The following is a 13940-nucleotide window of genomic DNA, read 5'->3' as shown; positions in this document are numbered from 1 at the left end:
TCATGAGTGAAGAGTTATTTACGAATTTAGCTATCTTTGTATTGAGTCTCTTAGTGGGCTTTGAGGTCATGAGTAAGATTCCAGCTACCCTGCAAACGCCAATGATGTCCGGGGCCAACGCGATTCACGGGGTCGTTGTCGTTGGGGCCTTCGTGATTGCGGCGGAAGCTAACAGCGCCGTCTTTTACGTGTTAGCCTTCTTGGGCGCCTTCTTTGCGGCGGTCAACGTTGCCGGCGGTTACACCGTCACCGACCGGATGTTGGGCATGTTTGACCGTAAGCCGGCTGCCAAACCAAAAGAGGAGGCTGATCAGAAATGAGTGCGTTACAAACGGTATCATCATTAATTTACTTAGTTTCCGCGATTTGCTATGTTTTGGGTGTCCACATGATGCGGTCACCGAAGACGGCACGGCGCGGGAACGGGCTTTCCGCAATCGGGATGTTTTTAGCGGTTATTACGATTATTGTCACGATCATTGTGGAAGGCACCATCGATAGTGTTGGCTGGATCGTCTTGATCTTAGGCCTGGCACTAGGAATTCTTTACGGGGTCGTCAAGGCGCGTAAGGTGCCCATGACCGACGTCCCGCAATTAGTCAGTCTCTTTAACGCCGTTGGGGGCGGGGCTGCCGCGGTAATCGGGATTTTCGATTACCTCTTGAAGGGCGACGGGGCGAGCCTGAGTATCGCCTTCTCGTTACCAGTTCTGCTGGACGTGGTCATCGGGGGGATTACCTTCTCCGGATCACTGATTGCGACCGGGAAGTTGTCCGGTCACGTGCCGGGCAAGCCGATTACCTTCCCGGGGGCGCGACTTTTAAACGTTATCGTCGTTTTGGCCATCTTAGTCTCCGCTTGGCTGATGCTGGGCTACGCCACCAACGTTTGGTACGTGGTCTTAGCCTTAGTCATGAGTTTGTGCTTCGGGTTGTTGATGACCTTACCAATTGGTGGGGCCGATATGCCGGTCGTGGTTTCACTGTTGAATGCCTTCACTGGTTTGGCGGTCGCCTTTGCCGGGTTCGTTATCAACAACCAAGTCTTGATCATCGCCGGGGCCTTAGTTGGGGCCGCCGGGACCATCTTGACGCTGCAAATGGCCGATGCCATGAACCGGTCCGTGGCCAATATCTTGGCCGGGGGCTTCGGGACTGGTGATAGCGATTCTGGGAGCGCCGCCGATGCCGTACCGGTTGACGTCAAGGAAACGTCAGCCGATGACATTGGGTTACAATTGGCCTACGCCCAAAACGTCATGATTGTGCCTGGTTACGGGCTCGCTGCGGCGCAAGCCCAACACGAGGTGGCCGAATTGGCCAAGGTCTTGACCGATAAAGGCATCGGCGTGAACTACGCCATTCACCCGGTTGCCGGGCGGATGCCAGGGCACATGAACGTGTTGCTGGCCGACGTGAACGTGCCGTACGATCAAATGAAGCAACTGGATGACGCCAACCCGATGTTTGAAAACACCGACGTGGCGCTGGTCATTGGGGCCAACGATGTCACGAACCCGTTAGCGCGGGAGAGCGGCAACGCCATTTCCGGGATGCCGATTCTAGACGTCGACAAGTCGAAGTCTGTCGTTGTCATCAAGCGGTCGATGAGTACCGGGTATGCCGGGGTTCAAAACCCATTGTTCTCGATGGATAACACGCAGATGTTCTTCTCCGATGCGAAGAAGGGGCTGCAAGAGATTGTAGCGTCGACTAAGCAGTACCTGGAGTAAAACAGTAACTAGTGGATTTTAAAAAGGCGTCACGACTGAGCTTTCGGTCGTGACGCCTTTTAGTTTACCTGATCATCTTTAGTTAGCTTGTTGCTTGGCTAATTTAACCAGGCGTTTGAGTTGTTTTGGTTCCTGTTTGTTGAATTCACGGGTTACCGCTTGTTGTTTCACGATTTTAGTAACGGCCTTCTTTTTATTTTTCTGGTTAGATTTGGCCTGTTCTTTAGTCGCTGCATTGAGCCATTGGGCCTGCTGACTCGTCAACGTCACCCAGTTGTGGGGAAGAATGAAGGTGTTGGTCTGTTTGACCAGATTGGTGTGCTTACCGGTGTGGCTGAACAAGACCCGCCAGCGGTGATTACGGTAGTGCCAAGTGGTGGTCTTCGTCTCCAATTGGGCCGTAGTGGTCGCTTGGTGGGTGACTTTATTGTGGGTCGTCGAGCTGGCCGAAGTGCGCTGTTCCTGGTCGCTGTCCATGGTGCGGTAAACGTAGACCCGCTTCGTTTTAGAGTTTTGCAGGGGTTGATAGACTAAGACGCTGAGTTGCTTGGTGGGTGAAGTAGAGGTGATCGTCGTGCGATTGGTCGTGGTGACCTGTTTCATCCCCCAGTGTCGCTTACTATTGCCGACCAGGATGATGGTGGCGCCCAGGGCGATGAGGATTCCCACTAGCGTCACGCTGATTCGACTGATGCGATTAGGGAGTACCAAGGCTCCCACGAAAAGTAAAATAATGCCAATAGATAAGATAAGTATAATCATGCTGAAACCTCCCGGACGTAATCATGGCTGAAACAGGTAAAGCCAAGGTCTAAGATTGCCACCACTGTGACCACCAGAAAATGGCGTGCTGGATAAGGCACTTTTTCGACCACTAATCAGCTAGCGCTTAAACGCCAATCGTTGATAACCAATGGCTGTTTTAGTCAAAAGGAACTATTTTAAGAGTACCACTGGTTGACCAAAAATGAACGGTAAAACGATTACAACGGTGCCAGGAAGCAATAACGCCCGAAGGATTTTCGTTAAGTAACGCCAAACAGCCTGGGGACTACGGTGTCCTCAGGCTGTTTGGGGTCATGACTTAGATTTTTAAAATTAATTGTTACTATCCTGGCGTTCACTGGCGGGACCAGTGACGAAAACCGCGACACAGCCAAAACCGGTGTGACAGGCAATCGTGGGCCAATGTGGCAGTTGACCTGCGGAAAGTCAGCGTGAATCAAATCCTGGACGGTCTGAGCGGCTTCCCAATCACCACTGGTCGAAATCAGGACCGGTTGCGTTGCGTCGAGTTTCAACGCGGCTTTAGCGTGATCCGCTAATGCGGTCAAGGCGTGCTTCCGGGTCCGAATCTTGCTGACCATTTGCAATTTTCCCGTAGCGTTGACGTTTAACAAGGGCTTGATATGTAGCAAAGTGCCCAGGGTCGCCGTGGCTTTCGAGATCCGACCACCGTGGTAGAGAAAATCAAGACTGTCGACGGTAAACCAGTGTTGAACACGTAGTCGGTTGTCCATTATCCAGTCGATAACGTCTGCGAGGGGCGTCTGGTCGGCTTGAAGATGGATGGCCTCAAGGACTAGGCGACCTTCACCGGCGCAGGCCGCTAAGGTGTCGACGATGTGAATTTCGGCCTGGGGGTGGGATTCCAGAAGAATCTGGCGAGCCTGCACCGCGTTGGCGTAGGAACTGCTAAGAGCACTGGAGGTCCCTAAGAATAAGATTGGCGTTTGAGCCAGTACGTAAGGTTTAAAGAATTCGATGTATTCACCAACGTTGATGGCAGACGTCGTTGGTTGAATGCCCGCCTTGACTTTAGCGTAGAGATCTTCGAGTAGTTGATCATTCGCTAAGTCGCTAGCAACGGTTTGACCGTTGACTTCAAAATGAAACGGGATAACTTCCACGTGGTGCTCCTGGAGCGTTGCTGCCGGGAGACCGCACTCGGAGTCGGTCAAAATTTGATACATTCGGAGTCACTTCCAATTTTCAGAATAAATCCAAGTATATAGTTTTCGAGACGAGCTGTAAATATGGCACTGAAATAGGGATAATGTTGGCTTAAGCATGTTGATTTAATCTTTGACTCCACAAGTAGTTCACTAAAGATTTGGGTTAATTTGTATACTATTAGGAAACACTTTATTTACGAGCGGATAGGCGATTGGAGAGCGTCAAAATCCTGTGAAATGCTGGGCATAAAAACTAACTTAGTTGTGTATGTGAAAGTCTTTTTCAAAGAGTGGTCAATTAAAATTGCGTTTAGGCCCACGTAGGGCTCAGCCTACGCTATACTCAACGAGTAAATTTGTTTAGCGCTTCGAAATTAACCGAATCATGTGCACTAACGGGTAAAGGATTACTTCACTAGTGGACAGTAAAAGTTATTAGAAATAGGAATTACCGGTTTCAAAGTTACTGAAACGAGATGACGTATAAAACAGCTAAGAAAGCAATTAAAAGAATAGGTGGAAAAAAGATGAAGAAAATTTGGCAGACGACGATTGGTTTAGGTTTAGGATTAGCGGCTTTTGGGGCGGGAGACTCCGATTTGAAGGGATATGCGCGTGAATGGCAAGGCACCGGATTGGACGCAGCGAGTGCGGTGATTAAAGACACGGATGGAATGGTTCAATCCCATACCGCTGATCTATACACGAATCAAGAATTTACGGTTGAATACACTTGGACATTGCCGGAGTATGTCCCGATTTTAAATAGAGATACCATGAAATTTCAAATTCCCTCGAACGTTAAAGTTGCTAGAGATGAAAAGTTCGAAATGGTAGGAACTAAGGGTCCTAAAAAAACGATTGGAACGGGAGAAATTACAGTGGGTTCACAAACGGGGATTGTAACCTTTAATAATAGATTCTTAACCCAATATTTAAATCGAGAAGGCTACATCAAGTTATGGGTCACGGGAGCAACGCCGGCACCAGATCCAGAACCTGATAATGAAGAAACGCCAACGAAGCCAGATACTGACGAAAGTACGGAAACGCCAACGAAGCCGGATACGGATAACAACGACGATGAGGATGAACCATCAACCGGTACCACGCCAAATCCAACTCCAGATGAAGAAGTTCCGGCTGATGATGAAGATGAGACGCAACCAGAAACGCCAACTACACCAGACAACCCGGATACTGATGGGAGTACGGAAGTCCCAACAGAACCAGATACTGATGACAACGACGATGAGGATGAACCATCAACTGGTACCACGCCAAATCCAACTCCAGATGAAGAAGTTCCGGCCGATGATGAAGATGAGACGCAACCAGAAACGCCAATTACACCAGACAACCCGGATACTGATGGGAGTACGGAAGTCCCAACGGAACCAGATACTGATGACAACGATGATGAGGATGAACCATCAACTGATGCCACACCAGATGAAGAAGTTCCGACTGATGATGAGGATGAGACGCAACCGGAAACGCCGGATACTGGTGGCGACGGAAGTACACCAACGAAACCGGATACTGATGGCAACGGGAGTACGCCAACGGAACCGGATACTGATGGCAACGGGAGTACGCCAACGGAACCGGATACTGATGGCAACGGGAGTACGCCAACGAAGCCTGATACGGGTGGCAGCGGTAGCACGCCAACAAATCCGGGTACGAACGGCAATGGCGGTACAACGAACCCGGGAACAAACGGCAACGGTAACGGAGATACGCCAGGAAAGCCTAACACTGGAAGTGATAACGATGCACCGAACCCTGGGAATAATCCTCCGACATCGAACCCACAACCAACTAACGGTGGCATGCCCAGCGGCAGTCAAAACGATGGGGCGACCGGCACGTCCAGTTTCCATCTCACGCCGTTAACGTTTATCACGAGCCAAACGGCGGCTGACCAACCAGCCCCAACTACGGATCACATCAGTTTCCCAACGCCCGTGGTGGCAAGCCAGGGAAGTTCGGCCGATAAAGCCCTGCCCCAAACTGGTGACCGCCAAAACAAGCAACTGTCATTAGTTGGCTTAGGTCTCTTGTTAGGACTAAGCGTAGGCGGTTGGTGGTTACGCCGTCGGCGTCAATCCTAATTTAATTATCTTATAGCGTTTGAGAAAGGTCCCGGATTTTAATTGTCTGGGGCCTTTTTATGGTCTCAACCTACAAATCATTATGCGGAATCATCTCTGAGCGAATAAGTTCTGTTATCGCAAAATTAGCTAGCTGAACGAAAGGAACAGTCTCGTGACGGGTTGCCAGTTGGGCGTGCTAGATTGTAGGGATGAAACTCAAGATTGGAGGAACAGCCCATGCGAAAGTTGTGGCAGGGAGTATTACTATTAGTTGTCAGCGTCACAGTCATTTTAATTGGTCCACCGGTGACGGGCGAAGCTAAGACGTGGAAAGTGTCAACGTTGAACGCAGATAGCGCGAAGATTACCGATGTTGACGGTCACGTGATGTCGCATACGGCGGAATTACCCGCAAATCAAACGTATCACTTGAATTATATTTGGCGGCTTTACCCTCTTCTTAAAATTTCGGTGGGGGACACGATGCCAGTGACAATCCCCACTAACGTCCGGGCTTATCGAACCATGTCGTTTCCAATGACCAACACCGGCTATTTCGGTGGGAACGTTATTGGCTCGTTTTACATGCCAGCCGGAGCCTATGTCGGAACGGTCACGTTTAACCAGACGATGGCTGACACGAACTTTTTTCGAAAGGGCTATATTCACTTGATTGTCCGTGGCGCGACGCCCGTGGCGGGTGAAACTGAACCGGGAATCGACGAAGAAGATGAGCCGGAAACGACAACGCCAGAACAGTTCCCCGAAGTGACCGATCCGGAGATCCCTGATGCGACGGAACCAGAAGAACCTGGGACCACAGAACCGGAGAATCCAGGGACTACGGAACCAGAAAATCCGGGGACAACAGAGCCAGAGAACCCTGGCACCATAACACCGGAAAATCCCGGGACTACAGAACCAGAGAATCCTGGCACTACGACGCCAGAGAATCCCGGTATTACGGGCCCTGAAACGCCAGGAACTACCGAACCCGAAACGCCGGGCACAACGCCAACGGTTCCAGAAGGTCAGCACCCAACGACACCGCCTGCGTTAGGTGGGTCGAATGATAATCCGGTCGGCGGAACCACGCCTTCAGTGACGGTTCCTGAGATCACGCCGGTAACACCGGGGCAAATTCCAACGACGGGTGGCAGTAACGTGACGGTTCCGGGAACTACCCCGAGCAATCAACCAGGGCAAACGCCGGGAACGCAACCAGCAACATCACCAGCGGAACAGCCGGCACAACAACCAGCGGCGAATGCTGGTGGTGCGGCGGGCACAAGTTCTTCGACGACTGCAGGCACGCAAGCAGCTACGGCAAACTCGTCAACTGCGATGCAACCAGCAACTGGAGCCAAGACTGCACCCGTTTATACGGTTGGACGGCATGGCCAGCAAGTAAGTCGATTACCACAAACGAGTGACCACGCCTGGGTAGTAGCTATCGTGAGCGGGGCAGTCTTACTCGGACTGCTTGGCGGTCTGGACTTACGGCGGCATTTAGCTTAATCAACGGTATGTAAGGTGCTTTGGCAAGACTGCGTGTCTGGTCGGGGTGCCTTTTTTAGACCCAATTGAGATAACCGGAAAGGCAAAATGACGAGTCGTTAAACTATCGCTTTGAGATGTAGTGACTATAATGGGTCATAAAGTAAACCATATTTATTGCTGATGATTGTGACTATTGGTTAGAACATCACAATCATCAGCTAAGAGACTTACGTAAAATGGCAAGAAACGAGCCCGCAACTATTCTTGTTAACGTTAACTTATTAGGAGGCAAAACGATGCGGTGGCGGGTTTTAATTGGATTGGTTGAATTAGTCATGGGTTTAGGCGTCTTTGGCGGTTTGTCGGTAGGGCCTACACGGCCGGTAAAAGCGCAGGCTCAAGCACCAGCAACCGAGATTTTTCATGGCGTGATTGGCCAGGGGTGTCACTGGAAATTTGAAAACGGTAATTTGACGTTAAGCGGGGGGATGCTGCCTAATTATGCTGAACAGGATGGTCATCTGATGGGAAGCCAACTACCTATGGATCTTTATCATAGTGATCCAGCATTTGGATTTCGGAAAATTTACAATCTGACAATTGATTCCCAACACCCAGTTAAGACTAACCGGGATGCGTACCGCTTATTTTCTAATTTTTCCGAAATCACTACTATCCATAATTTATCCAGTTTAGATACTTCAGCAACGGTTGATATGGCCGGGATGTTTGAAAATGATGAGAGTAAAGTTTATGGATTTAGATCGCTTGACCTGTCACATTTGCAGACGAGTCAAGTCACAGACATGACGGATATGTTTCGCTTCAATACGCGGTTGACCAAATTGGACGTGAGTGCGTTGGATACACGACGGGTCCAAAATATGACTGGTATGTTTTCGTATTGTTTGGGATTGACTAGCATAGATCTAGCGCACCTGCAAACTGGACAAGTGACGAACATGAATCAAATGTTCGTGGATACCGGATTGACTAGTTTAGATTTGAGCCATTGGGATACCGGTCACGTTCAACAAATGGGAGCCATGTTCAGTGGGTCTGAATTTTTGAAATGGATTAACTTAAAGGGCTTTGACACGCGTCAGGTGGTCACAATGCATAATATGTTTGTAGATAATAAAGTCTTACAAGATGTCGATTTGTCAACGTTTGACACCACCCATACGACGGACATGGGCGACATGTTTGATGAGGATGCCAACTTGACCCACTTAGATCTCACCAATTTTAATATGAAAAATTGCCGATATACAGATAATATGCTCGCGGAGACCGGGTTACGACACCTTCGTCTGGGCCCCGGAGTCAAATTCAAACAGAACCCACAACTCCCTGAATTGCCAACAACGGCACCAAATACGGGGCGATGGATTCCAGTCGGAGAAACTGCCCAAAAATTACGACCTACCTATACAAGTCATGAATTGGTGGACTTGTATAGTGGTCACACTCCAGCATTTCCAGTAACTTTTGAGGGCCAAACGATTTCAACGCCGACCCCGACCCCAGCACCAGAACCAGCACCAACACCGAATCCAGCACCAACGCCCACACCAACACCGAATCCAGCTCCAGAACCAAGTCCGGAACCGAACCCAACCCCAATAACGCCGCTTCCCCAAGAACCCAACTTGCCGCAACCCACACCAGCGACGCCTACACCAACCTTTCCGATTCAACGGCCGCAGCTCAAAACGGGGAGCAGTGCCGATACCATCGTGAAAACGCGGATGAGTTTGACGGCGGTTCGCAAACTCGGATTATACCGCCACCCAACGTTGACTGCGGCCAATCGTCTCAACTGGTACCGGCGTCAGCCCCAGATGCACCAGCCCCAGTTCGTGGTCTTACGGCGAGCGTATTCGCGCGCGGGCCGGTTACGGTATCAAGTTCGCGATGTGAACCACCACACGGCTACAGCGGGGCGCGTCGGATACGTGACCGCCAGAGCGGCCTGGGTCCGGCCGACATACTATCAGCGGGCATCGAAACATCAAGTTTTGACCGTGATTAATCCTCAAGGGGTGAATGGGTATCGGCACCGGCAGTTGACCGGTCAGGTCCGGCACTACCGTCAAGGGGCTCGGATTACCATCAAACGCCTGGTTCATTACCATTTGACTACGCGTGCGCAACTGCCGAATGGACGTTACCTAACGGCCAACCGGCAATTGGTCCAAGCGGGTCGTATCCCGGTGGTGCACCGAATCCAAACCAAACACAAGATTGGTCGGTACCGTAACGTTCAGTTGACTCGTGGTCGCCGCTGGTTAGCCGCGCACCGGACCGTGCGAGTTGTCGGTTGGGATTACTCACCCGACGGCACGTTACGTTACCGCGTTGTCGGCGGTTACGTGACCGCTAACCGACACTTGATTCGAATCCTGGCCTAAATCAAAGCCACAAAACGCCCCGTCACACCAGCACCATCTCAACGATGATGGCGGTGTGACGGGGCGTTTTCAACTCACGATTAATTTTCTTCGCGCACATGTTTACGGGTCAGTTCAAAAATCTGCAAGACGTGCTGGTCGGTGACCTGGTAATGCATCTCACGACCAACCCGGACATTGGTGACTAAATTCAGTTGGCGCAGGGTCTGTAAGTGGTGCGACACGGCGGACTGGCTAATGCTGAGTTGCGCGGTGATGTCGCTGACGCTGAGCGCTTGGTGGGCAATGAGCAGGATAATCCGCATTTTGGAGGGATCACTGATTGCTTTAAAAATAGAAAGAACCGGGCGAAGTTCACTGTCACTGGGCAGTGAAGAGCCGGTGGTCGACGAATCGTTGGTCATGAGGCAACCCCCAGTGGTTTTAGAATTGGCTGACTATTTGAAAGCCAAGAGACGCAGACCGTTGAGAATCACCAACAAGGTACTTCCTTCGTGGACCACTACGCCCCAAGCAATATTAGTCAGGCTTAAAAAGTTCAGCACAATTAATAATACCACGATTGCTAACGCAAAGATAAGGTTTCCCCAGATGACCCGGTTGAGGCGCTTAGCCAAGCGGTGGGCGTAGATCAGTTTGGCCAGGTCGTTTTGCATCAGAACCGTGTCGGCGACGTCGATGGCCACGTCGGTCCCGTCTCCCATGGCAACGCCGATATCGGCCGTGGCAAGGGCAGGAGCGTCGTTGACCCCGTCACCGACCATGGCGACGGTGGTGTAACGCTGTTGTTGCTCGCCGATGATGGTGGCCTTGTTTTCCGGCAGGACGTCAGCGGTCACGGCATCGACGCCTAAGGCTTGCCCCACGGCTTGGCCCGTCAATTGGGCGTCACCGGTGAGCATGTGGGTGTGAATCTGTTGCGCTTTGAAGTAGGCGATGGCATCTTTAGCGGCTGGGTTCGGGACGTCCATTAAGGCCAGTAAGCCTTGGACCTGGTCGTCTTGGACCACGTAAATCACGGTCTTGCCTGCGGCGGCCAAGGCGTCCGTTTGGGCGGCTAAACTGGTGGGGACTTGGGTGAAACTGACCGGTTTACCGATGCGAATGGTATGACCGTCAATGATGCTTTCCAGGCCGCGGCCCAACTGGTTGGTCACGGTCACGTCGAGAGTGGCCGTGGGGGTGAAGTGGGCCACGATGGCGGTAGCTAGCGGGTGGTTGCTTTGGCGTTCCATGGCCACCAGCTGATTGATTAGGGCTGGTTGGTCGACGGTCGGCAGGAAACTGACGTCGGTGACCGTGGGTTTACCCGCGGTGAGTGTCCCCGTCTTGTCAAAGGCGATGGCCTGAAGTTCAGCCAATCGGGTCAAGTAGGCACCACCCTTGAAAAGGATCCCGTGACGAGCGAGATTGGAGAGTCCGGAAAGGGTGGCCGGGACGGCGGCCGCGGCCAGTGCGCACGGCGACGCCGAGACCAGAAAGACGATGGTCCGGTACAGGCTAGTGGTCAAGGACCAGTGGATACCGAAGTAGCCCAGTAAAAAAACGACGGGAAGCAGGGCTAAGACGGTCGTGACGTACAGGGGTTCGAAGCGTTTGATTTTCGTCGCCGTTTTCCCTAAAGATTGTTGCGAATCCTGGACCAACTGTAAAATCTTGGCGAAGACGGTGTCGGCACTGCTGGCCGTGACCACCATGGTAAAGGTCGAGTCGCCGTTGATGGTACTGCCGAAGACGGTGTCACCCACGACCTTTTCCTTGGGGAGACTTTCACCGGTGATGGCGGCTTCATCAAGGGTGGCGGTCCCCTTAGTGATGGTCCCATCGATGGGGACCTGACCGCCATTTAGGACCTGTAAGTGGTCACCCACGGCCAGTTGGTCGACGGTGACCACTTCCACGGCCCCGTCGGAAGTGAGCCGCCGGGCTTCAACGGGGTTCAAATCAAGTAACGCGGTGATTTCACGTTGACTCTTGCCCTCGGCGTACTCTTCAAGAAAGTGGGCGCCGGCAAAGATTAGAATCAGCAGGGCGGCTTCCTCAAAACTACCGATTGCGATGGCCCCCAGTGCCGCCAGGAACATCAGAAGATGAATGTTGGGGGCGAATTTATGCTGAGTGGCTGAATCCGTGATGGTTTCCGTGACGCCTTCGACGACAATGTGGTAACCGGCCAGACCGGTCGCCAGTAAGCAGCCAGCAGCACTCAGCCAACCGGGGAGCAAGTAGCTCACGATAAAGAGGGTGAGGCCCGTCAAATAAGCGGTGACGGCACGCGTTTGGGTCGACATGGAAAATCCTCCTTTTTAATATCTATGTATGCTCATATGTTAATTCATTTATATCACGAAAGCGCGTTCGATGCAATCCGCTTGACCGCTAAAGAAAATCGGAGGAACAACGGACGTTGATCTAACGGGATTTTGGTGGTTACGCGACACGCAAAAATGACCGGCCAGAAGGTTAATTCTGGTCGGCCAGGGGTGGTCGGGGACGTTAGAAAGTGACGGAGTTGGTCAACGCCAAGCTTAGACTGAAGACGATGAGGCTGACCAGCAGGGGCAGACTGTAGTCGCGAATGCTACTAAGTAGTGCCAGCCCCCAGTGCTTGAAGTAGCTGTCACCTTTCGCCCAGTCGTTACGGGTGATAGTCTCGCTAGTGGTCAGGATGGCCGTGAACAGCAAGCCTAGCATGGACGCCACGAAGGCCAGGTACACCAGGGCCAATAAGGCCGGGCCGCGAAACATCACGGGGATGAGTTGGTAGAGTGCGACGATGCCGATGGTCAAACTCAGAAAACTGAGCAGCGTGACGGGCCAGCGCATGGGGATGGTCGAAAAGACCAAGAACAGGACAACCAAGCGCAAGCCCATCAGTGCGCTGGCCAGAAAACCGTCCAGGGTGAGAGCGTGGAGCGTGATCAGGTGAGGTTGCATCGCGTGTAACGACCCGAGGACCACGAGAATCACGGCTAAGAGCAGACACCACCCCAACAGAATCCGGGTGGTAAAGCGGGAAAGATGTAGTTTTTCCATGATGAACTCCTTCAATAAAATAGTCCCTCAGGGGGACGTCTAAACCAATCGTTAAGTCTAAGATTAAGCTATCCGGTCAGGCCCGTCAACTTGGGGGCCCATCATGCTATACTTAGATTGTGAAAAAATTGTTATTTGTCCGAATCGGCTTTAATTTTAGGGTGAATTCAGGTACGATAACGAAGAAAGGAAGGTGGTTTGATATGCCGCAAGCAACCCGGGTGGTCCATATGATGGGGACTGTGATAACCCTCACCATTACTCACCCCAACCCCGACCCCATTTTGACCGAGGCCGTGCGGCGTCTCGCCGTGTATGAACATCGGTTTAGTGCCAACGACGATACCTCAGAACTGATGGAAATTGCGCATCAGGCTGGCAAACAGCCGGTACAAGTCGACCCGGAGCTCTTTGATCTGATCCGGATTGGCCAGGCACATAGTGCGAAAACGGCGGAACATTTGAACATCGCCATCGGGCCACTGGTCCAGACCTGGCGTATCGGGTTTGACGACGCTCGCAAACCCAGTGACGCCGAGATTCAGGCCGCGTTGAAGTTGACCGACCCGCAGGCTATCGTGTTAGACCCACGACACTTAACGGTCTATCTAAAGCAACCGGGGATGACCTTGGACCTCGGCGCCATCGCCAAAGGTTACATTGCTGATTTGTTGCACGATTACTTTGTTGATCTGGACGTCACGGCAGGGTTAATCAACCTGGGCGGGAACGTCGTGGTCTTTGGGCCGCAAGCCCGGCACGCCGATAACCAATGGCGCATCGGGATTCAGGACCCGCAAAAGCCCCGCGGTCAGAACCGGCTGGTCCTTAAGGTCCGCGACAAGTCCGTGGTGACTTCGGGGATTTACGAACGCCAGTTGAAAACGGCCGGTCACACGTATCATCACGTGTTGGATCCACAAACCGGCTACCCGATGCCGACCGACATTGCCAGTGTAACCGTTATCTCGGCGAAATCGATCACTGGTGAACTATGGACAACCAAATTATTCGGCCAGTCGGTTCAAGACGCATTAGCGTTACTGCAACGGACAGCGGGGATTGAAGGGGTCATTATTACCCACGAGGGACAACTTTATTCCTCATTTTTGTGAAAATATTGCTATAGTATATAAAACCGAATATAATAACGGGTGAGCGGTAGTTTACCGCGAATTCCCCCAAGCTTAAAGGAGCGGTCAAT

Annotated in this window: 11 protein-coding genes; 6 read left to right on the top strand and 5 right to left on the bottom strand. The window is 51.8% G+C overall.

Features of this window, described 5'->3' with window-relative positions:
• The first annotated feature begins 2 nt into the window (after positions 1 to 2).
• Together H3M12_RS00900 and H3M12_RS00895 are read left to right on the top strand one after the other, a co-directional pair.
• Positions 3 to 320 carry an NAD(P) transhydrogenase subunit alpha gene (locus H3M12_RS00900; protein ID WP_182150790.1) on the top strand — a complete coding sequence of 106 codons (318 nt, stop codon included), beginning with the start codon at positions 3 to 5 and terminating at the stop codon, positions 318 to 320.
• Complete coding sequence (locus H3M12_RS00895) at positions 317 to 1732, top strand: NAD(P)(+) transhydrogenase (Re/Si-specific) subunit beta (protein ID WP_129032458.1); 1416 nt, start codon at positions 317 to 319, stop codon at positions 1730 to 1732. Before H3M12_RS00900 ends, H3M12_RS00895 begins: the two co-directional genes overlap by 4 nt.
• A gap of 78 nt (positions 1733 to 1810) precedes the next feature.
• Here H3M12_RS00895 and H3M12_RS00890 read toward each other — a convergent pair whose 3' ends face one another.
• Both H3M12_RS00890 and H3M12_RS00885 read right to left on the bottom strand, forming a co-directional pair.
• Positions 1811 to 2494, bottom strand: a complete 684-nt coding sequence (locus tag H3M12_RS00890) for a DUF4811 domain-containing protein (protein WP_129032459.1) — start codon at positions 2492 to 2494, stop codon at positions 1811 to 1813.
• A 263-nt stretch (positions 2495 to 2757) separates the two neighbouring features.
• Positions 2758 to 3705: a DegV family protein gene (locus H3M12_RS00885; RefSeq protein WP_225423510.1), complete on the bottom strand. Its 948-nt coding sequence runs from the start codon at positions 3703 to 3705 to the stop codon at positions 2758 to 2760.
• 509 nt (positions 3706 to 4214) lie between these two features.
• Here H3M12_RS00885 and H3M12_RS00880 point away from each other — a divergent pair.
• The 3 genes from H3M12_RS00880 to H3M12_RS00870 all read left to right on the top strand — a co-directional run bounded on the left by H3M12_RS00880 (position 4215) and on the right by H3M12_RS00870 (position 9700).
• Positions 4215 to 5804, top strand: a complete 1590-nt coding sequence (locus H3M12_RS00880) for an LPXTG cell wall anchor domain-containing protein (RefSeq protein ID WP_182150789.1) — start codon at positions 4215 to 4217, stop codon at positions 5802 to 5804.
• Between the two features lie 219 nt (positions 5805 to 6023).
• Positions 6024 to 7304: a hypothetical protein gene (locus tag H3M12_RS00875; protein ID WP_182150788.1), complete on the top strand. Its 1281-nt coding sequence runs from the start codon at positions 6024 to 6026 to the stop codon at positions 7302 to 7304.
• A gap of 278 nt (positions 7305 to 7582) precedes the next feature.
• Entirely contained in the window at positions 7583 to 9700 is a 2118-nt protein-coding gene (locus tag H3M12_RS00870; protein WP_182150787.1) for a BspA family leucine-rich repeat surface protein, read from the top strand.
• A gap of 80 nt (positions 9701 to 9780) precedes the next feature.
• Here the strand turns inward: H3M12_RS00870 and H3M12_RS00865 are convergent, their stop codons facing one another.
• The 3 genes from H3M12_RS00865 to H3M12_RS00855 form a co-directional block, all read right to left on the bottom strand.
• Entirely contained in the window at positions 9781 to 10104 is a 324-nt protein-coding gene (locus H3M12_RS00865) for an ArsR/SmtB family transcription factor (protein ID WP_129033239.1), read from the bottom strand.
• A 33-nt stretch (positions 10105 to 10137) separates the two neighbouring features.
• On the bottom strand, positions 10138 to 11991 hold the full coding sequence (locus tag H3M12_RS00860; RefSeq protein ID WP_129033240.1) for a heavy metal translocating P-type ATPase: 1854 nt from the start codon (positions 11989 to 11991) through the stop codon (positions 10138 to 10140).
• Positions 11992 to 12196: 205 nt separating this feature from the next.
• Entirely contained in the window at positions 12197 to 12736 is a 540-nt protein-coding gene (locus H3M12_RS00855; protein WP_129033241.1) for a hypothetical protein, read from the bottom strand.
• Between the two features lie 203 nt (positions 12737 to 12939).
• On the opposite strand from H3M12_RS00855, the gene H3M12_RS00850 reads away from it, so the two are divergent.
• Complete coding sequence (locus H3M12_RS00850; protein WP_182150786.1) at positions 12940 to 13851, top strand: FAD:protein FMN transferase; 912 nt, start codon at positions 12940 to 12942, stop codon at positions 13849 to 13851.
• Positions 13852 to 13940 lie beyond the last annotated feature (89 nt).

The sequence above is a fragment of the Levilactobacillus suantsaii genome, assembly GCF_014069315.1.
Taxonomy (GTDB): domain Bacteria; phylum Bacillota; class Bacilli; order Lactobacillales; family Lactobacillaceae; genus Levilactobacillus; species Levilactobacillus suantsaii.
This window is presented reverse-complemented; position numbering and strand designations above follow the sequence as displayed.